The following is a 17,573-nucleotide window of genomic DNA, read 5'->3' as shown; positions in this document are numbered from 1 at the left end:
CCTACCCAACGTCATCCCAGCAAACTAACCAAAATAGAAACAAAGCTATATTCATCGCACGGGTGACTTGACCCCGTTTAACACCAGCCACCTAGTGCGGGTCGCTGCCGAGCTCTTGCAGCGGGAAGGAATTGCATGAGCGGAGTGCGTCTGCCGGCCCGGCATCCGGACCGGGGACGAGGCGCCTCGCCGCAGAGGCTTGGAAGGGGAAGGTGCTGCCCTGAGCCTGTTCCGGCACGGCGTGGGGGCAGCGGTCGTGGCCTTGCGCGCGGCGACGGCGTCTCTGGCCGTGGGTGTCACCACGCCGGTACGGTCGGGTTCGAACTGCCGCAGCGGCTGCGTGCCCTATCCCTACACCGACGCCGCCGCATTCGTTCCCCGGGACTACCTGTGGATGTCCCCGGCCGTCCTCGCTGCGCTGTCGTTCGTGGTGCTGGCAGTCTGCGTGCACGACCAGACGCGGCGGCAAGGGCGCAGCCTCAGCCTGGTGGGAGCGTTGCTGACCGGGCTGGGGCGGGCGTTGTCGTTGTGGTTGATTTCCTCCACCTCACCGTCATGCAACCGGCACCGCTTCATGGCGAGATCGAAAGCCTGGCACTGTTGTCGCAGTACAACCCACATGGTGTCTTCATCGGTGCCGCATGCGGAGGATCGGTGGCCTTCGAGCGGCGGGCGAGAACAAGGGTGAGCGCTGCGATCACCGCACTGACGATCGACCCGAGACGGTCACCGGCATCCAGTCACGACACAGAGTCGTTCACATTCAGATACTTGGGCAACGCGTGCTGTGATCACGGGTGAGTGGCCCGGTAGGGGTCATCCGGCCCTGTGCGGAGTGACTCGGAGCCGTCACGGTGAGAAGAGGTGTCACGCCACGTATCGAGGAGACGCCATGCAGTATCTGAGTCCGCTGGACGCGTCCTTCCTCGATGCTGAGGACGAGGATCCGCACGCGTCACTGGCCATCGCGTCGATCGCGGTGATGGACGGCCCAGCACCGAGCCAGACTGAATTTGCCGACCTCATCCGCAGCCGGCTGCCCTTGGTGCCCCGGTACCGGCAGAAGGTGCGCCGGATACCGTTCAACCTGGGCCCACCGATCTGGGCCGATGATCCCGACTTCGACCTCGACTTCCATCTGCGGCGCACCGCTCTGCCCGCGCCTGGTGACGATGCCGCCCTCGAACAGCTCGTGAGCCGGATCATGGCGCAACGCCTGGACCGTGAACGTCCGCTCTGGGAGGACTGGCTCATCGAGGGTCTTCCGGATGGGCGCTGGGCGCTGCTGTCCAAGGTTCACCACTGCCTGCTCGACGGGATCGGCGGCAACGAGCTGTACCGGCTGATCTGCGACACCGGTCCGGGACGACGGCCTCCGCCCGACGGCGACTGGACTCCGCAGCCCGCCGACAGCGCACTAGAACTCACCCTCGACGCCTGCGCCCAGCTCGCCCGGTTGCCCTTCGACCAGGCCCGGCTGCTGCTGCGCACCACACGACCGGCCGGGTTGGCAGGCCGGCTGCACGACACTCTCCGAGGGCTGGTCACCCTGGCCGAGGGCTTCACCCCCACCGCCCCAACCTCACTGTTCGGGCCACTGGGCCGGGCCCGGCGCTACGCCGTCGCCCGGACTCCGCTGGCGCGAATCGCTGCCGTGGCCAAGGCCGCCCAGGTGACCGTCAACGACGTCTACCTCGCCGCCGTGACCGGCGCCTTCCGGGAACTCCTGCTGGCACGGGGCGAGGAGCCGGTCAGTGGAGCTGTCCGGACGCTCGTCCCGGTCAGCCTACGCACCCGGGATCAGGAAGGCGTCCTGGACAACCGTCTCGCCCCCCTGCTGCTCGACCTTCCGGTGGAGATCGGCAACCCGCACGACCGGCTGGCGGTCGTGCATCAGCGCATCGGTGAACTGCGGGCACGCCACGAGGTGGAGGCGGGCGCCGCGCTGGTGTCCCTAGCGCGCTGGGAGCCGTACGCCGTCGTGTCGTTCGTGGTCCGCACCGGGTTGTGGCTACCGCAACGGGCGGTCACCACCGTCACCACCAACGTGCCCGGTCCCCGCGGGAGGCTGTTCATTCTCGGCCGGCCGATCCGGGAGATCCTCCCGTACGTCCCGATCGCCGAACGCATGCGCATCGGCGTCGCGGTCCTGACCTATGCCGGCCAGGCCACCATCGGCGTCACCACCGACTTCGCCTCGATACCCGAGGCCGGCGAGTTCGCCGCCTCGATCGTCACCGAGGTGAGCAGGCTGCAACCCGCCACCTCGGTAGCCGCGGCGCCGGCGGCGCGGCACCGGGTCACCGCCGCCAGGCGCAACGGCGACACCACCTGACCAGAACCCCTTCAGCGAGGGAGAGACGATGTTGAACCCTGCCGTGATCCTGCGCGAGTCAGCCCGAGCCCGCCCCGCTGCCGCAGCGCTGCTGCACGACGGCGGGACCGAGCTGGACGCCCGCTCCGACGCGGTCGCGGCGTCGCTCACCGCCCCCGGGGTCCAGCCGGGCGACCGCCTACAAGTACCCGCGACTGGTCGAGTTCCGCGATGATCTTCCGCTCAGCGGCGCCGGGAAGGTGCTCAAAACGGAACTGCTCGCCACCGATGAGGGATCGAGGAGACAACGATGATGTACTACGGCAACGGCATGAACGGTTGGGCCATGTTTTTCATGATCGTCAACAGTTTGCTGTTCTGGTCGCTGGTGATCGCAGGCATTGCCGCAATCGTCCGCTACACCGGCCGCGCGGCACAGAGCGGCGGCGCAGTACGGCATGCACGTTCGCCGCAGCAGACGCTCGCCGAAAGGTTCGCCCGCGGCGACATCGACGAAGAGGAGTACCGGCGGCGCCAGCAAGTCCTTGACACGATTCCGGCGAACGGGCCCGGGGACTGACCGGATCATCGGTGCGGCATGACGAAGCCCGTTCAGCACGGTCGACAACGCCTTGAGAGCAGACGTCGAGCATGACGATGTCCTGGATGCCGGGTCGAAGGACTCTGCCGCTCGGGACGCCGGTGGCGTGCAATGGAGGTACAGACACCGGATGGTCCCATCGGCGTCCCGGCATTTCTGGGAGGTGCCGTCATGACGAACAACGGCCGATCCACCGCGGAAGCCGAAGCACGTCGGCACACCGGCGACCTCCGGCGGCCCACCCGCTTCGGCGACGCGATCAACCGCTATATCGGCGCGGCGGGCTACCACGACCCGTACGCCGTCGCACCTGTCCGCACCGTATCTCCCGATGTCGCGACCGCTGTTGAAGGCTCACCGGGCGCCGGCGTGATCGTGGTCGGTGTCGACGACGATCCGATCAGCTGCATCGCGGTGGACCACGCCGCGATCGAGGCCGAACTGCACGGCTGGGCGCTGCGGATCGTGAACGTCCAGCGTCCCGGCAAGGAGGAGGCCGGGGAGCGGCTGCTGAGCCGGCTTGCCGGTCGCGTGCGCGCCAGCGCCCCGTCCACGCCCGTGACCAGTCGGGTCGTCGCCGGATTGGACCGGGCCCAGCTGCTGCTCGCCGAGGCCACGAGCGCCGGCCTGCTCGTGGTGGGTCACCGTCATAGCGCCACCGCCGCTGCGTTCGGTCGCAGCGTCGCCGACCGAGTGGGCCGGCAGCACACCGGGCCGGTCCTTGTGGTCCGGATGCCGGGCTGGCCGGTCGGACCGCAGTGGGGCAGACGCTCGATCGTGGTCGCTGTGGACGACTCGGTGCCGGCACGGGTGGCGGTGGAGTTCGCCTTCGCCGAGGCCCGGGTTCGGGGCTGCGATGTCACTCTTCTGCACATTGCCGGTGACGGCACGAAATTCGACCATCGTCTCGACATGCCGTCGGCCGTGCCGGTCCACCACAAGATCATGTCTGGTGATCCGGTGCGAGCCTTGATCGAGGCGTCCGAGGAAGCCGCAGCCATGGTGATCGCTCGTCACGGACACGGGGTCGTCCCCGGCCCGCTGCTGACCGTGGCCAGCCACGTGCTGCCGCATCGGGCACACTGCCCGGTGTTCCTGGTGGGGTGACCTCGGCGCCGGCATCCGCTGAACGCACCTACGAACCGGAACAGGAGTCAGCCATGGAAGCGCTCGTGGTGATCGCCTTCGTACTGCTGGCCATGCGTATCGTCGGGTTCGTCGCTCTGGTCCTCGCCGACCGGGAACCGCAGCCGACGCCCACACCACCCGCGGACCCGTGCCTGTCGCCGGTGTGGGCCCTGCCTCCGGCCGCCGCGACCGATCCGGAGCTGGCGCTTCTCCACCAGCTGCGCAGCGGTGAGATCGGCCGGGAGCAGTACCGGAAGGCGATCGCTTACCTCGCGCACCGGGACGCGGCAGCGCAACCGCTGCGAACACCGGCCCGCTGACCGGGTCGCAGCCGGATCCGGGGTTCTGCTCGAAAGCGGGCGGAACCCCGGGCGAGTCGCCGATCGCTGGCTACGGGTCTGTGACATGGACTGATTCGGTGTTTCACCGGATCCTCTGGGCGCGCTGATGGTCTCGACCGAGGAAGCCTGCGCGGCGTTCTACAGCGCAGGACGCAGTACCGCCCCGCTCCGGAGGGATCGTGATGCCCCCTTCGACCCGGCCGCCGATGTCTGCCCCGTTCCGCCCGGAGTTCCGAGCGGGTGCTGCTCGGGCACGGTTCCGGGGCCGGCTATCGGCACGGCCACGCCGGACGGCCCGCTCGAGGATGCCGCGGTGCTCGGGGTGCACGGTACGGTGAACGACCTGGCCATGCGCTCCGCGATGCCGGTCGCGTACGTGGTCGAGGAAGGGCTGCCGCTCACCGACCTGCGCCGGGTGGCCGCATCGGTGGGTGCCGCCGCCGTGACCGCACGTGTCTCGGTGGTCACCGGCGACACCAAGGTGGTCGGTCGTGGCGCCGCCGACCGGATGTTCGTGGTCACCGCCGGGCTGGGGCGCCGGCTGCCCGGTGCGGCGCCGACCGGGGCGGGCGCCCGCCCGGAGGCCCAGGAACGGCCCGGCCAGCATGACGATCAGCTCGGCGCCACCGCCGGAGAGTCCGTAGCAGGAACCGGCGGATGTTGTCGTGGATGCGCCGTCCTTCACGATCGCAGTCGCGACGGTTGCCACGTCGTCGGCGGCCTGCCGGGCGGCCTCGGTGCCGATGCCCATGGCGAAGCCGATGTCGGCGCGGCGCAGCGCGGGCGCGATCCGGTCACCGGTCAGCGGCCCGGTGTCGCCGCGGGCGACCGCATCGCCGGGAGTGAGGAGGCCGAGGTCTCTGCCGATGGCGGTTGCAGCACCGGTGGTCGCCGGTGATCAGAAGCAGGCGTACGCCGAAACGTTCGAACGCTGCCGCGGTGTCGCGTGCCGTGCCGTGCCGCGCAGCGGGGTCACCGATCGCGACCAGGCCGCCGCGTCCAGCGGGGGAGGGGCCTCCGGCTCAGGGACGGTCGCGCTGACCGCGGTGGCGATGGCGAGCACCCGCAGTCCGCCGGCGGCCAGGTCCGCCGCGGCGGCCAGCAGGGCGGCGTCGGCGCCGGTGTCGAGCACGGGTTCCGGGGATCCTTGCGGACGGTCAAGAACTCGCCGGACGGAAGCCGATGGACTGTGGTCATCCGGCGGCGGGCCTGGTCGAAGGGGTGCTCCGCGACCTCGGGGCGGGGGCCGTTCGGCTTCCGGGGCCCGGCCGCAGCGTCCGGCGAAGGTGAGCAGGGCCGCCGCGGGTGGGGACCTGGTTCACGGTCCCCACCCGCGAACATCGGTCACGAGCCGGTGATGACGAGATGCGGGTCGGGTCCGGTCGGGGGCGCGACCGGTGGCGGTTCGTCGTGCCGGCGGCCGAGTCCCACCCCTCCGGTGATGATCATTGCCACCGCGGCGAGACCGAGCAGGATGCCGGCGGTCAGCAGGCCGCCGCCCAGGCCGGTCAGGTCGGGCACCTGGACGGCTCCGCGGATGTCCGCGGAGACGGCCGGTGTGCCGTCGGTGTTCGCGACGACCACGGCGTATTCACCGTCGGTGGCGGTCCACTCCAGGGTCACCGTGCCGGGGCCCTCGGCTTGTGCCAGCCAAAATGTCTGTGTCGCGGGCGGGGAAGCCGGCCGCGGCGATCCGGTCGCCCGGTCGTAGAGCGGCAGGCCGTCGTCGACGCCGATGAGCTCGTCGTGTGCGGTTCCGGTGAGCCAGGTGTCCACCGCGGACTGTGGCGCCACCCCCACGAACAAGGGTTTGCCGGACGGTGTGGACGCAGTCACCCGAAGACCGGCCAGATCGGTGGTCTGCCGGGTCCATGTTCCGGTTCCGGTGATGGTCAGATGCTCCGCGGTGACGGCTGCGGTGGTGGTGTCCAGCCTCTGCACCGGGGTGGAGACGTAGCCGGTGCTGTCGCGGGCGGAGTCCACGGCCAGCAGCACACTGCCGCCGACCGTCAGGCCCACCGCCGGAGCGAGCGTCAGCACCCCGATCACGAGCGCGACCACCGACCCGAGGGTGGTGGGCCGAGAGCGGGCCGACGGGTCCGCCGTGAGCGGACCGTCCGGGGCCGGGTCCGGCTCGGATCCGCCCTGGTCCAGGCGGAACGGTGGGTAGCGTGGCGTGAGCAGGGTCAGGTAGGCGGCGACCCGCAAACCCCACCGGGCGACACCGATCAGCAGGTCGTGCAGGCCGCCGGGGTAGCGGCCGGTGAACAGCAGCCCGATCGCGCCGACCAGCAGCACGGCCGTGACCACACTGATCGGGGCGTACCTCCAGGTGTCCTGAGCGGCGGAGCTCATCGTGCTGTTCAGCGCGCCGAGCAGCATCAGGTGCGGTACCGCGAACAGCCAAGCCACCAACGGCAGCCAGCGGGGCCCGGGCGCACCGGATTCCAGGTGCAGGCGGGCCGGATAGTCCGGGACGTCGGCGAGGGTGAACGGCGGGTAGCGGTCGGTGCCGAGCGCCCAGTAGCCATAGAAGCCGACCCGCCAGGTCCAGCGCAGCACGCCCAGGTTGTAGGCGCGGATCGCCGCCGGATAGCGGCCGGTGAACAGCAATGCCAGATAGGCCACCAAGGTGAGAACCACCAGGCCGGTCCAGAGCACCAGCAGTGCCAGATAGTGCGGGATCAGCAGCAGCCATTTGACGAGCCAGAGCCAGCGACTCAGGAATTCGTCGCGGCGCGCCTCCACCCGCAAGGGGTAACGGTCCATGACGTACCTCCCATTTCACCTCCAGCAAAACCCGACCCGGCCGGCGACGTCAGGGCCGGAAGTCACGACAATGTGTCGACCCAACCGCCGCCGGCAGCGGGCAGACCACCCGGTGAGCCCGCCCGGGCATCCGGGGCCTTACGGCCCATGCCATAGCTGGGACGCCAGGGCACGCTGAGGGCATGGCTGCGGGTATCGCACGGCACGGCCGCATCGAGATCGCGTACGAGGTCGAGGGCCCGGCCGACGCCAAGCCCCTGCTCCTGGTCATGGGATTGGGTCTGACCGAGCTGTTCTGGCCTGAAGGGTTCCGCCGGGAGCTGGTCGACCGCGGTTTCCGGGTGGCCCGGTTCGACAATCGGGACGTCGGCGCATCGACCCATCTGACCGAGCTCGGCCTGCCGTCGCCGCTGGTCCTGCTGGGCCGGCGGTGGCGGGGCTATGACCTGTCCGACATGGCCGATGACGCGCTGGCCGTGCTCGACGCGCTGGACTGGCCGAGCGCGCACGTCGCCGGGGTGTCGCTCGGCGGGATGATCGCGCAGACGATGGCCTGCCGCCATCCGGCACGGATCCGGTCGCTGACCTCCATCTCCTCCACCCCGTCCCCGCGGATCGGCCGCCCCCATCCGCGGGCCCTGGCCGCGCTGACCCTGCTGCCAGCCCGTGACCGGGAGGAAGCCGCCCGGCAGATGATCCGTGTCTTCCGGATCATCGGTTCGCCCGGCTATCCCCGCGACGAGGAGTGGATCCGCGAGGCCGCCCGCCGCAGCTTCGACCGCGCCCACGACCCCGACGGCGTGCGCCGGCAACTGGCGGCCATCATGTCGGCAACCGACCGGCGCCCGGCGCTGCGGCGGCTTCGCAAGCCGCTGCTGGTGGTGCACGGTGACGCCGACCCGCTGGTGCGGCTCTCCGGCGGCGAGGCGACCGCCTTTTCCGTCGTCGACTCCAGGCTGGTCGTCTTCCCCGGGATGGGACACGACCTACCGGCCGCCCTCCAGCCCGCGATCGCCGGGGAGATGGCCCGGCTCGCCGTCAGCGCCGACGAGCGCCGATGATGGCCGCCTGTGCCGACGGTGGTGGGGTGGCCGGCCGACGCCTGACCTTCGGCCCTGTCCGCGTCGTATTGCACGCGTGACGGTGGAGTTGGCGGAACGTGTGACCTCATCGAAAGGGGACGACGATGACGACGATGCCCGGTGCCCCGGCCGCCAGCCCGCCCGGCGACCTGCGCCAGACCGCGGTCGAAAGGCTCCGCAAGCGGCGGGAGCTGCAAACCCATCTGCTGGCCTTCACCTTGGTCAACCTGTTCCTGATCACGATCTGGTTCCTGACCACCCCGGGCGGCTTCTTCTGGCCGATGTTCCCGTTGTTCGGCTGGGGCATCGGCATCGCGTTCCACGCCTGGGACGTGCTGATCGGCGCGGAACCGTCCGAGGGCGCCATCCGCGCCGAGATGGACCGGCTCGACCGGCACTGATCATCCATCTGTACGAGTCACGGCGCCGGCGCGCTTGCCGGCGCCGTGACCCGTACGGCCCGTCAGCGGGCGATGGAGAATGCCCGCCTCAGCCCTCGAAGTGGGCACCTTCGATCGTGGCGGCGCCCTGGTAGGCGACCGTTTCCAGCCGGCTGCTGCACCGGCTGCCGCATCGGTCCGGTTGCCGGCCATCCTCACCATCGTCATCATCGGCGAATGGCTCTGACCGGACTATGAAACACGCTTCGGCCGGGACCTCGGCCATCGGTAGCGGAGATCTTCACGTGGTGGGGGCGGGGCGCCGGCCGGCGGGCACGGTCGCGGCGATCACGTCAGCCCACCGGCCGGCCCGTTCCGGCTCGCCGTCGATGAGGGGCCCGGTCGTGTCGGCGACGTGAAAGGACATCGCGTCGGTCACTGGCCTTGACCGTCCCGTGCCGGGCCGCGTCCGTGCGGGCATGTGCCCGGACGTGCTGGACCTGTCACCTGCCTGCCGCAGCGGCCGTGGGCCGAACAGACCGGGGCATGACACCGGAAGACTGCCGTCCACCGGGAACGGGGCCGAGGCGGCTGCTCCGGTCCGGGCCCACTGAGACATCGGAGCCGGCGAGGCTCCGGCGGTATTCGGTCAGATCGAGGTAAACCTTGGCCTGGTCCTGTGCCCGTTTTTCGGCGTGGTGCAGGCTCTTTGCGGCCACCGACAGCCGCCAGTACCACAGCGCGGTGATGTCTAGGTCGCGTTCGGTCATCTTCCGGTACCGCGGGTCACCGGACCGAGCCAGCGCCCGAAGCCGCAGGGTCTCGCGCTTCAGACCGCTCTGCCACCGCTGGCGGCAGTGTTCCGATTCGCGCAGGCAGGAGCGAACCATCTCGTTCCACGGCAGGTCGCAGTGCCGGTAACCGCGCGGGATCGGGACCGGCCAGTACCCGGGATCCGGCTCGGCGGCCGCGATCATCATCCCGGCGCAGGGCACGACCCCGTTCGGTCCGGCCTTGGGGCAGACACCCGACTCGGTGGGCCCCCGGCATCGTCCGACCAGCGCACCGGTGACAGGGTGCAGGATGCGAATGCTCTGAGTGGTCATCTCCCCAGCCTTCCTACTCGTTTCCCGCTCTCAGGGTGGCCCGGTTCCCCTCAGGGCCGTCAGGGTCGGAGGTCGTGACCGTCGGCCCCTTGTACCCGGCCGGCTCACCGTGATCACCGGGCTGCTCAGGAAGTGGCGGAGGGCGCCGGACGTCCCGGCCCGCCGTGCCGTCCGTCGTGGCCGGATCGGGGACCACCGACCCTGACCGGGGTTAGCTGATTCGAGCTAACGTGCTAATCAGAAGAGGAGGGGAGGTTGCGATGACCACGACGACCACCCGGCCCACCAAGACGACTGAGCTGCCCAAGGCGGCGACAGCGCCGAAACCGGAGAAGAAGGCCGAGAACCACCGGGAGCGGACCAGCCGCATCGGCCGCGAGATCGGCGGCCTGGCGGTGAACGTCTACGAGCGCGGGATCGCCGACGTCGTGGCGTTCGAGAAGGACGCCGCGAAGATCACGCCGTATCCGTGGGCGAAGGAGGCGCTCACCGTGAGCGCCGGGCTGATCGAGGACGTCGGCGCCGCCTACGTCCGGACCGCCCGACACATCCTGCGGTGACAACGCCGGAAAGCGGCCCGAGGGCTCAAGCCCCGGGCCGCTTTCCGTTCCCGTTCGCGCTGCGCCGTCCCCGACGGGTGATCGTGGCCTCGGTCATGGCCCGATAGACCTCGCCGAGCGCCTGCCGCTGTCGTGCGGTCAGGTTCGGGTCCGCCGCGATCACGGCGAGCACGTCCGGCGCCTCCGGCACCTCCGCCTGCGCCACTAATGAGTCGGCGGTGGTGCGCAACGATGCCGCGATAGCGTGCAGCACCCGCTGCGATGGGGCGCGCAGCCCGCGTTCGATCTGTGACAGGTACGGGTTGGAGATGCCGACCATTCCCGCCAGCTGCCGCATCGACAACTCCGCCAGCCGGCGCTGCTGACGGATGATCTCGCCGAGGGAAAGCGTCTCCTCCATAGTCGCCGGCGCCTAACCTGCCGCCGCAAGCGCCGCGGGAATCGTCTCCTGGGCGGTCCGCAGCACCTCGGCCCGTCGCCGCCCGTCCATCAGGTTGGCGCCGAGCGCCGCCAGATCCGCGGGTCCCGGGGTCACCACGGTCACCGTGGCCCCGGTCCGGGCCACCCGGCTCACTTCGCGGTCCAGTTGCGCAGCGAAGACCTGCCGCAGGATCCGCTCGGCACGTACGGCGGGATGGCGCGGCCGGTCGGTGCGGTGGCTGGCCATCGGTGCCAGCACGTACACCTGGTCGTGCTCGGTCCGCCGCAACACGTCCACGGAGGAGACCGAGCGCACCCCGCCGTCGACGTACCGCCGGTCGCCGATCACCGCCGGGCGATGCCAGCCGGGGATCGAGCAGGACGCCACGACCGCGTCCGGCAGCGCCGCGGCGGGACTACCGTCCCGGCCGAAGGCGACCCGGCGGCCGGACTCGTAGTCCACCCCGACGATCCAGGTACGCCGGTGGGGCCAGCTCTCCGGGGCTTCCTGGACCAGGGCCTGCACATACCGGCGCAGCGTGTGGTGGCGGGCGCGGCCCTGTGGTATCAGCGCCGAGGCCAGCACCCTCGGAGGGACGCTGTGCGGGGCCAGGGTGGCTGTCGCCAGCATCCGCGCCGAGCCCAGCCTTAGCCGGGGCGGCGGTGGCAGGCTGCCGGAGTCGGCGGCGAACTCGGCGGCGTCGGGTACCCGCGGATGGCTCTCACCGAGCTGGTGAGCGACCAGATCACCAGGAGTGAACCCGTGCCGCAGCGCGGCAGCCAGCACGCTACCCGAGCTCGTGCCGACGATCGTGTCCACCTCGTGCAGCGGCCGGCCGATCCGTTCCTGTAACGGCGCAAGCCCGCCGATCATCCAGGCCGCACCGAGCGTCCCGCCGGCACCCAGTACCACCGCCACACGTCTCTCCCGGGTCATGCGCACCCCCACGCCCATGGTTGCACCTCATCGGTGCCGCCGGGAACCTCCGCGGAGGGGCCGGGCGTTGGCGCGACGACAGCGGTGCTCGCCGGAGTGCCCGCCCCGATGGGCACTCCGGCCGCTGTGCGCCGGCTGGGAGCAGCCGACACTGAAGGTATGGGCAGTGGCCGGATCCTGGTCGGGATCATCGGGACCGCGCCCGCCGAGGCCGCGCTGCGGTACGCCTTCGGCGAGGCGGAACAGCGGGGCGCTGTGGTGGCGGTGATCGCGGCCGGCCCGGCGTCTCAGGCCGAGAATGCACTGGTCGGCGATGTGGTCCGCCGATGGGCCGAGAAGCATCCGGCTGTCGGGTCCACGTACGAGGCACGCCGTGCCGTCGATGCGGTCGTGACCCTGGCCGCCGCGAGCCGGCATGCGTGCCTGATGGTCGTCGAGGACGGGGCGGAGCCCTGGACCGCGGCAATGGTTGCCGCTCTGGCCCGGCAGGCCCACTGCGCCCTGGTGACGGTGTCCGATCCGTCTTGGTAGAGGCGCCGGGTTCCGTCGGTGTCCACCAGGGCAGCACAACCTCCCCCGGAGGCAGGACCACCACGAGCGGGCAGGCCGTCCGATCAGTGCGCGTGTGGTGATTCCCAGCGGTCGGGCTGCGGTCACCGGCCCGCTGGTGGCTCCCACCACCAGCAGCACGGCTTCGCCGCTGACAGCGCTCAGTGCGGCGGCCGGATCCGGATCGTGCAGAAGCTGCCGTTCGACGCAGGCGGCCGCGGCCGGGTCCAGCGTGTCGAAGGCGGCCGAGGCGACCAGCAGATCGGCGTGCGGCAGCAGGCCGGGACGCATCTGTACGCCACCGGCCTCCCGGTGGGCACTGCTCCAGACATGGACCAGGCACAGGGGTACACGGTCGACGCCGGGATCGCCACCGTGCACGGGCTGTTCCCGAACGAGCAGCAGCGCACCATCGTCACGGTGCTGGCCCGTACCGTCCCGGGAGTGGCCGCCGTGCGGCTGGATCCGGAGACCACGATGAAGGCGCCGAACTGAGCCAGCCCGTCCGCCGACCGGGACGACCGTACGGAGACAGCGGTCATGGGATCGCCGGCGAAGTCGGCCCGTGTCCCTCAGCCCACATTGACCGGTTCACGTTCTGGTCGCCGTGGGCGCGTCAGGATCAGGACGCCATCGGGCGGACAGGCGCGGCAACCGGCGGTGACACCGTGCGGCTCGGCCAGTCGTCCAGGGTGTCCTGGACGGCACGTCGGATCCCGGCGATCCGCCGGTCCAGTCCGGCTGACGCCCAGCCGGTGGTCGGCACCGGGTCCAGGACGGCCTCGGCGACCAGCATCCGAGGATCGAAGCGAGCCTCCTTCGTGGCCACGGCGGTGAAGTCGTGTCGCAGCAGGGCGGCGAGCACCGGGATGTCGAGGGTGATCTGATGGTTGGCGATGAACATCGCGGGGCGGGCTCGGTCCAGGTTGGCGGCCCCGTCACGGCCAGCCGTACCCCGGCCAGGGACAGGGCCAGGGCGGTGTCGGCGGCGAGTGCGACGGCCACGTTGCGGGCCCATCGGCGGTCGCCGGTGAGTAGACCGTAAGCGGCGCCGGCGGTCAGACCGGCGTTCGCCCCCAGCACGGCGGCAGCGGTGCGGAGGTACGCCCGGAGCCCCGCCGACGCCGGGTTCCCGCAGGGTCAGGGTCGGCCAGCCGTGAGCGAAGGCGGCCCGGCGCATCATCGGATGCCGGTTCAGCGGGTACGGTCGGCCCACCGCCGCAGGAACGGGACGTCCTCGCCGCCGTTGGCGTAACCGAAACTGTTCCGCAGGGTGGTCTGGTGCTCGCGCGCGGAGGCCCGTACCCCCGCCGCTTTGGCTTCTCCCGACTGGACACCGGAGCTGGTGCGCCCGGTGAGCACGCCGCCGCGCGCCTCCAGTTCGGTGCAGATGATGTGGCGGATCCCCAAGGCCCGGGTGATCGGCTCGCCCTGGGTGCCGTCGAGGTCGAAGAACGCGCCGCCGGCCGTGCTGTAGTCGCTGTGGTGGCCGTCGTCGAGTGCGATCATGTGGGCGTCGCCAGACACCATGATCAGGTTGTGGATGCGGGCGGAGGCGATGACATCGGCGATCGCTCGCCGCTCGTCTGGGTAGCCGCCCCAGTCGTCGGCGTGGGTGGCCGGCTCGGCGATCCAGGGATCCGGGTTTATCCACACCACGAGGGCATGGCTGCCGGAGGCGGACGTCAGTTCCTGTTGGAGCCAGGCGAGTTGCCGGGTGCCGAGCATGGTGGCGGCGGTGCGTTCGGAGCGGTTGTCGGTGAGTATGAACCGAACTCGGCCGATGGTGAACGCCTGATACACGGCCTGTCCGGGGGCGGACCGAGGATAGTGCGGCACGTAAGTGGCGTAGGCGGTACGGGCGGCCTGGCGGGTCGGTGCGGCGGCGTCGGCGTTGTTCCGTCCGTAGTCGTGGTCGTCCCAGACGTAGGCGATGGGAACCGAACGGTAGAGGGCTGCTTGTGCCGGGGCGGTGAGCGTGCGCCGGTAGAGATCGCCGAATGTGGTGACGTCGTTGTGTCGCGGATTGCCGTAGTGCAGGTCACCCGCGTTGATGTAGAGCAGCGGGTGGACGGCGCGGATGGCGTCGAAGACCGCGCCGCTGGATCCGGTGTCGGCGCAGGAGGAAACGGCGACGGTGAACGAGGCAGGACCGTGCGGCATGGTACGGAACCGGCCGGAACCGCGGCTGTGGTCGGTGGTTTGGTCCACTTCGATGGTGTAGCGGTAGTCGAGGTCTGGTGCGAGGTGGGTGAGTTGGAACCGGACGACGCCGTCGGGTCCGACGGTCTCCGCCGGTGTGAGGATCGGCCGGCCGGGGTGCCTCGTGGACACGGTGAGGCGGGCGAGCCGGGCCGGGCGGACGATCTCGGCGACGACGGTTGCCGTGGTGGTGGTCACCGCACCGGTCCACACCCACAGAACCCGGTCGATCGGCATGGCCTCCTGCGGCGACGCCGGTTGTCCTGCGTAGGACCATCGCTGGTGACCGACCGAGGCGCTTGCTCCGAGCACGGCCAGCATCGTCGCTACGAGCGCAACGACGGTCCACCGCGGGCGGCGAGTTCGAGGCGGACTCCCGCTGGTGACCGGCGGTCGTTCGCCAAGTGCCGACGGATGCCGGGAGCCGTGACTCATGGCGTGCTCGGCTGCGAGACGAGGCTGAAGACGCCTTCCTCTTCCTGGGCGTTGTGCAGGCGGAGGACGGCGTAGAGGCCGTAGAGCAGCCGCCGGATGTCGGTGACGTCCTCCACGTCCGGGAGTCCGGCGAGGTCGTCGACGAGGCGATGCAGGCGGCCGATCTGATGCTCGATCTCCGCGTGGGTGCGGCTGAGCGCACTGGTGGTCTCGGCACCTCCGAGAGCCCGGGCCATGATCGGCATGAGTTCGGCCTCCTCGGCACGTTCGTGTGCCAACAGCCGTTCCCGAAGTTGTTCCAGCAGTTCACGGACCGGGCGCAGCGCGTAGGGCGGCAGGTCCAGGTCGTCGGCGACGGTGCGTACCTGTTCGACCAGCGGCCGTACCTGCTGGTGCTCGGTGTACAGCCGCAGCAGGGTGGTGACATCGCCGGACGGCAGGCGCACCGTGTGCGCACGGCCGGGGATGAGGGCGGTCAGGGCGATGGCGATCGCAGCGACGTCGATGCCTTCCTGCAACATCGCACCGGCAACTGGCGGCAGATGTCCGGCCGCCGCGACCAGCATCGCGACCGATGACAGGCCCATGCCCACCGCGACGGAGACTAGGGCGATGGTCCGGCAGCGCCGCGCGGTGAGAATCGCGTCGGCGAGCGCGGTGATGCGGTCCACAGTGAGTACGACATCAGCGGCTTCTGCGGAGGCGGTGACGCCGCGGGCGGCGAGGGCGACGCCGACGCCTGCCGCGGCGAGTGCTGGCGCGTCGTTGATTCCGTCCCCGACCATGATGGTCGGTGCGTGCAGCTGCTCCTCGCGGACCAGGGCCAGTTTGTCGGCGGGGGAGCAGTCGGCGTGCACCGTGTCGACGCCGACGACGCGTCCCACTGCATCGGCGGTGTCGGCGCGGTCACCGGTCACCAGGACGACACGGGTGATGCCGGCGGTGCGCAGGGCCCGCACCATGCGAGGGGCTTGAGGCCGGAGCGGATCCTCGAGAAGCAGTACTCCGGCCGGTACGTCGTCGATGGCGACGAACACCGTCAGCGAGTTGTCCAGCGCGGCACGCCGACGGGCGTGCCGCATCCACGCCGGCATCGGAATGCCGGCGAGTCCGGTTGCCTTGCCGAGCCGTACCCGGTGCCCGTCGACGACGCCCTGGATGCCCTGACCGTGATGTTCCACCACCTGTTCGGCCGGGCTCAGGCGCAGACGGCGGTCGCGGGCGGCGGTCACGATGGCTGCGGCGAGCACGTGCGCGGAACTCTGGTCCAGGCTCGCGGCCAGGCGTAGCAGTTCGTCGGCGCACAGGTCGCCGCTACCGGAGATGACGACATCGGTGAGCGCCGGCCGGCCGGCGGTCAGGGTGCCGGTCTTGTCGAGCAACAGCACCCGGCCCGCGGCCAGTCGTTCCAGAGCGCTGCCACCCTTGATGATCACGCCGGTGCGGGCGGCCCGGGAGATGCCGGAGATGATGGCGATGGGTGCGGCCAGCAGCAGGGGGCAGGGTGTGGCGACCACCAGCACCGCGACGGCGCGGACCGGGTCACCGGTCAGCGCCCAGGCCGCGCCGGCCAACAATAGTGTGACGGGGACGAAGGCCAGAGCCACCCGGTCGGCGAGCCGCACGAACGGGGCGTTCTGAGCCTGAGCCTGTTCGACCAGGCGGACCACGCCTGCGTACGTCGAGGCTTCGGCGGTCGTGGTGGCCGTCAGCCGTACAGCCTGGCCGGCATTCACGATCCCGCTGCGGACGTCCTCACCGGCGCGGCGTTCCACCGGTATCGGCTCGCCGGTCAGTGCCGACTCGTCCAGTACTGCAGGCCCGAGCAGCCGGCCGTCCACCGGCACGATCTCTCCCGAGCCGACCACGAGCCGGTCACCGATGATGACCTCGCCGACAGGGATCTCGATCGGTCCGGCGGCGGTGTCGCGCCGGGCGTTCCGGGGTGCTCGCTCGGCCAGGGCGCTGAGCTCGCGACGTGCCCGGGCCTGGGCGCGGGCCTCCAACAGGGCGCCGCTGGCCAGCATGAGCGTGATGACCGCACCGGCGAGAGGTTCGCCTACCCAGAGCGTGCCGAACAGGGCCAGCCAGGCGATGACGTCGACGCTCGCCTCGTGGCGGCGGGCCGCTGCGATCAGCGTGGCCGTCGAGTAGGCCAGGCCGAGGAAAGTCGTCGCCGCCCAGGTCGCGTTAGCCGCTTGCTGCGTGCCGAGTACAGCGAGTCCCGATCCGGTCAGCAGCAGCAGCGTCGCCGCGACGAAGAACGTCTGTTCTCGTCGTTGTTTCCACCACCGCATGTGATCCTCCCGCCGGCAGAGGGTGCGACGTAGCCGGTCGCCATTCCAGAGTCGAGCCTGCGCCGTTGCCCCGCCAGAGCTATACGTCCCGACAACGGTGACTCCTGCGCCGCGGCGGCTGAGTCCGGCCCCGAGTCCACGGGACGTCGGGGACATTCCCGCGCCGGCGCGTCGCCCGACGGAATCGGTCAGTCGATCGGCCGGGAAGGGGGGCCGTTGCCTCTGTGCTGACTCGACGACAGCTCGACGCTGGCACGAGTGGACCAGGCGAGGGAGTAACGGAGTTGGCCGTGACGATCATGGATTAGCTGGCACAGTGACCACCGGCCAAAGGTTTTGATAGACCCTGCCGGGTCATGAGGTTCCACCCCGGGATCGGACACCAGGGTTTTATGCCGCGAGGGCGATGGCTGGACGGTAGCAGACACGGGTCTCACGCGGGGTGCGCAGGC

At 70.6% G+C, this 17,573-nt stretch carries 21 protein-coding genes; 12 read left to right on the top strand and 9 right to left on the bottom strand.

The window, feature by feature from the left end:
• Positions 1–256 precede the first annotated feature (256 nt).
• The 6 genes from BC793_RS49345 to BC793_RS50935 all read left to right on the top strand — a co-directional run bounded on the left by BC793_RS49345 (position 257) and on the right by BC793_RS50935 (position 5,282).
• Positions 257–688: a hypothetical protein gene (locus tag BC793_RS49345; RefSeq protein WP_146246804.1), complete on the top strand. Its 432-nt coding sequence runs from the start codon at positions 257–259 to the stop codon at positions 686–688.
• A 204-nt stretch (positions 689–892) separates the two neighbouring features.
• Positions 893–2,335 carry a wax ester/triacylglycerol synthase family O-acyltransferase gene (locus BC793_RS47860; RefSeq protein WP_109603307.1) on the top strand — a complete coding sequence of 481 codons (1,443 nt, stop codon included), beginning with the start codon at positions 893–895 and terminating at the stop codon, positions 2,333–2,335.
• A 289-nt stretch (positions 2,336–2,624) separates the two neighbouring features.
• Positions 2,625–2,894, top strand: coding sequence for an SHOCT domain-containing protein (locus tag BC793_RS47855; protein WP_109603306.1), 270 nt, complete (start codon positions 2,625–2,627; stop codon positions 2,892–2,894).
• Positions 2,895–3,086: 192 nt separating this feature from the next.
• Complete coding sequence (locus tag BC793_RS47850; RefSeq protein WP_158319596.1) at positions 3,087–4,022, top strand: universal stress protein; 936 nt, start codon at positions 3,087–3,089, stop codon at positions 4,020–4,022.
• Positions 4,023–4,075: 53 nt separating this feature from the next.
• Positions 4,076–4,363: a hypothetical protein gene (locus BC793_RS47845; protein ID WP_146246803.1), complete on the top strand. Its 288-nt coding sequence runs from the start codon at positions 4,076–4,078 to the stop codon at positions 4,361–4,363.
• Between the two features lie 127 nt (positions 4,364–4,490).
• Complete coding sequence (locus BC793_RS50935; protein ID WP_275416513.1) at positions 4,491–5,282, top strand: AIR synthase related protein; 792 nt, start codon at positions 4,491–4,493, stop codon at positions 5,280–5,282.
• Here the strand turns inward: BC793_RS50935 and BC793_RS47830 are convergent, their stop codons facing one another.
• Both BC793_RS47830 and BC793_RS47825 read right to left on the bottom strand, forming a co-directional pair.
• Positions 5,283–5,516, bottom strand: coding sequence for a hypothetical protein (locus BC793_RS47830; RefSeq protein ID WP_109603303.1), 234 nt, complete (start codon positions 5,514–5,516; stop codon positions 5,283–5,285).
• A 212-nt stretch (positions 5,517–5,728) separates the two neighbouring features.
• On the bottom strand, positions 5,729–7,153 hold the full coding sequence (locus tag BC793_RS47825) for a DUF4389 domain-containing protein (RefSeq protein WP_109603302.1): 1,425 nt from the start codon (positions 7,151–7,153) through the stop codon (positions 5,729–5,731).
• 182 nt (positions 7,154–7,335) lie between these two features.
• Here BC793_RS47825 and BC793_RS47820 point away from each other — a divergent pair, with 182 nt between their 5' ends.
• The 3 genes from BC793_RS47820 to BC793_RS50930 all read left to right on the top strand — a co-directional run bounded on the left by BC793_RS47820 (position 7,336) and on the right by BC793_RS50930 (position 8,862).
• Positions 7,336–8,214: an alpha/beta fold hydrolase gene (locus BC793_RS47820; protein WP_109603301.1), complete on the top strand. Its 879-nt coding sequence runs from the start codon at positions 7,336–7,338 to the stop codon at positions 8,212–8,214.
• A 125-nt stretch (positions 8,215–8,339) separates the two neighbouring features.
• A complete protein-coding gene (locus tag BC793_RS47815; protein ID WP_239170754.1) occupies positions 8,340–8,636 on the top strand; it encodes a 2TM domain-containing protein in 297 nt (98 codons plus the stop codon).
• Positions 8,637–8,715: 79 nt separating this feature from the next.
• Positions 8,716–8,862, top strand: coding sequence for a hypothetical protein (locus tag BC793_RS50930; protein ID WP_211340669.1), 147 nt, complete (start codon positions 8,716–8,718; stop codon positions 8,860–8,862).
• A 54-nt stretch (positions 8,863–8,916) separates the two neighbouring features.
• Here the strand turns inward: BC793_RS50930 and BC793_RS50080 are convergent, their stop codons facing one another.
• Both BC793_RS50080 and BC793_RS47810 read right to left on the bottom strand, forming a co-directional pair.
• Complete coding sequence (locus BC793_RS50080; RefSeq protein ID WP_158319595.1) at positions 8,917–9,054, bottom strand: hypothetical protein; 138 nt, start codon at positions 9,052–9,054, stop codon at positions 8,917–8,919.
• Positions 9,055–9,118: 64 nt separating this feature from the next.
• Positions 9,119–9,595, bottom strand: coding sequence for a hypothetical protein (locus tag BC793_RS47810; RefSeq protein ID WP_109603300.1), 477 nt, complete (start codon positions 9,593–9,595; stop codon positions 9,119–9,121).
• A gap of 386 nt (positions 9,596–9,981) precedes the next feature.
• Here BC793_RS47810 and BC793_RS47805 point away from each other — a divergent pair, with 386 nt between their 5' ends.
• On the top strand, positions 9,982–10,281 hold the full coding sequence (locus tag BC793_RS47805) for a hypothetical protein (protein WP_109603299.1): 300 nt from the start codon (positions 9,982–9,984) through the stop codon (positions 10,279–10,281).
• Positions 10,282–10,306: 25 nt separating this feature from the next.
• Here BC793_RS47805 and BC793_RS47800 read toward each other — a convergent pair whose 3' ends face one another.
• Both BC793_RS47800 and BC793_RS47795 read right to left on the bottom strand, forming a co-directional pair.
• Complete coding sequence (locus BC793_RS47800; protein ID WP_109603298.1) at positions 10,307–10,681, bottom strand: helix-turn-helix domain-containing protein; 375 nt, start codon at positions 10,679–10,681, stop codon at positions 10,307–10,309.
• A 12-nt stretch (positions 10,682–10,693) separates the two neighbouring features.
• Positions 10,694–11,656, bottom strand: coding sequence for a patatin-like phospholipase family protein (locus tag BC793_RS47795; RefSeq protein WP_109603297.1), 963 nt, complete (start codon positions 11,654–11,656; stop codon positions 10,694–10,696).
• 141 nt (positions 11,657–11,797) lie between these two features.
• Here BC793_RS47795 and BC793_RS47790 point away from each other — a divergent pair, with 141 nt between their 5' ends.
• Complete coding sequence (locus BC793_RS47790) at positions 11,798–12,169, top strand: hypothetical protein (RefSeq protein WP_109603296.1); 372 nt, start codon at positions 11,798–11,800, stop codon at positions 12,167–12,169.
• A 204-nt stretch (positions 12,170–12,373) separates the two neighbouring features.
• Positions 12,374–12,682, top strand: coding sequence for a BON domain-containing protein (locus BC793_RS47785; protein WP_109603295.1), 309 nt, complete (start codon positions 12,374–12,376; stop codon positions 12,680–12,682).
• A gap of 127 nt (positions 12,683–12,809) precedes the next feature.
• Here BC793_RS47785 and BC793_RS47780 read toward each other — a convergent pair whose 3' ends face one another.
• From BC793_RS47780 to BC793_RS47770, 3 genes are all read right to left on the bottom strand, one after another.
• Positions 12,810–13,091: a hypothetical protein gene (locus BC793_RS47780; protein ID WP_109603294.1), complete on the bottom strand. Its 282-nt coding sequence runs from the start codon at positions 13,089–13,091 to the stop codon at positions 12,810–12,812.
• A 290-nt stretch (positions 13,092–13,381) separates the two neighbouring features.
• A complete protein-coding gene (locus BC793_RS47775) occupies positions 13,382–14,701 on the bottom strand; it encodes an alkaline phosphatase D family protein (RefSeq protein WP_158319594.1) in 1,320 nt (439 codons plus the stop codon).
• Between the two features lie 119 nt (positions 14,702–14,820).
• The gene (locus BC793_RS47770) at positions 14,821–17,121 is read right to left on the bottom strand and encodes a heavy metal translocating P-type ATPase (protein WP_109603292.1); all 2,301 of its coding nucleotides are present in this window, start codon (positions 17,119–17,121) and stop codon (positions 14,821–14,823) included.
• Between the last annotated feature and the right edge of the window lie 452 nt (positions 17,122–17,573).

Source organism: Actinoplanes xinjiangensis (genome assembly GCF_003148685.1).
Lineage (GTDB): Bacteria > Actinomycetota > Actinomycetes > Mycobacteriales > Micromonosporaceae > Actinoplanes > Actinoplanes xinjiangensis.
This window is presented reverse-complemented; position numbering and strand designations above follow the sequence as displayed.

Coding starts and splice junctions, on each gene's coding strand:
- BC793_RS47850 (WP_158319596.1), top strand. CDS start 3,087: ATGACGAACAACGGCCGATCCACCGCGGAAGCCGAAGCACGTCGGCAC.
- BC793_RS47770 (WP_109603292.1), bottom strand. CDS start 17,121: ATGCGGTGGTGGAAACAACGACGAGAACAGACGTTCTTCGTCGCGGCG.
- BC793_RS47860 (WP_109603307.1), top strand. CDS start 893: ATGCAGTATCTGAGTCCGCTGGACGCGTCCTTCCTCGATGCTGAGGAC.
- BC793_RS47795 (WP_109603297.1), bottom strand. CDS start 11,656: ATGGGCGTGGGGGTGCGCATGACCCGGGAGAGACGTGTGGCGGTGGTA.
- BC793_RS47845 (WP_146246803.1), top strand. CDS start 4,076: ATGGAAGCGCTCGTGGTGATCGCCTTCGTACTGCTGGCCATGCGTATC.
- BC793_RS47780 (WP_109603294.1), bottom strand. CDS start 13,091: ATGTTCATCGCCAACCATCAGATCACCCTCGACATCCCGGTGCTCGCC.
- BC793_RS47815 (WP_239170754.1), top strand. CDS start 8,340: ATGACGACGATGCCCGGTGCCCCGGCCGCCAGCCCGCCCGGCGACCTG.
- BC793_RS47800 (WP_109603298.1), bottom strand. CDS start 10,681: ATGGAGGAGACGCTTTCCCTCGGCGAGATCATCCGTCAGCAGCGCCGG.
- BC793_RS50930 (WP_211340669.1), top strand. CDS start 8,716: ATGCCCGCCTCAGCCCTCGAAGTGGGCACCTTCGATCGTGGCGGCGCC.
- BC793_RS47805 (WP_109603299.1), top strand. CDS start 9,982: ATGACCACGACGACCACCCGGCCCACCAAGACGACTGAGCTGCCCAAG.
- BC793_RS47820 (WP_109603301.1), top strand. CDS start 7,336: ATGGCTGCGGGTATCGCACGGCACGGCCGCATCGAGATCGCGTACGAG.
- BC793_RS47855 (WP_109603306.1), top strand. CDS start 2,625: ATGATGTACTACGGCAACGGCATGAACGGTTGGGCCATGTTTTTCATG.
- BC793_RS47825 (WP_109603302.1), bottom strand. CDS start 7,153: ATGGACCGTTACCCCTTGCGGGTGGAGGCGCGCCGCGACGAATTCCTG.
- BC793_RS50935 (WP_275416513.1), top strand. CDS start 4,491: ATGGTCTCGACCGAGGAAGCCTGCGCGGCGTTCTACAGCGCAGGACGC.
- BC793_RS47790 (WP_109603296.1), top strand. CDS start 11,798: ATGGGCAGTGGCCGGATCCTGGTCGGGATCATCGGGACCGCGCCCGCC.
- BC793_RS47810 (WP_109603300.1), bottom strand. CDS start 9,595: ATGATGATCGCGGCCGCCGAGCCGGATCCCGGGTACTGGCCGGTCCCG.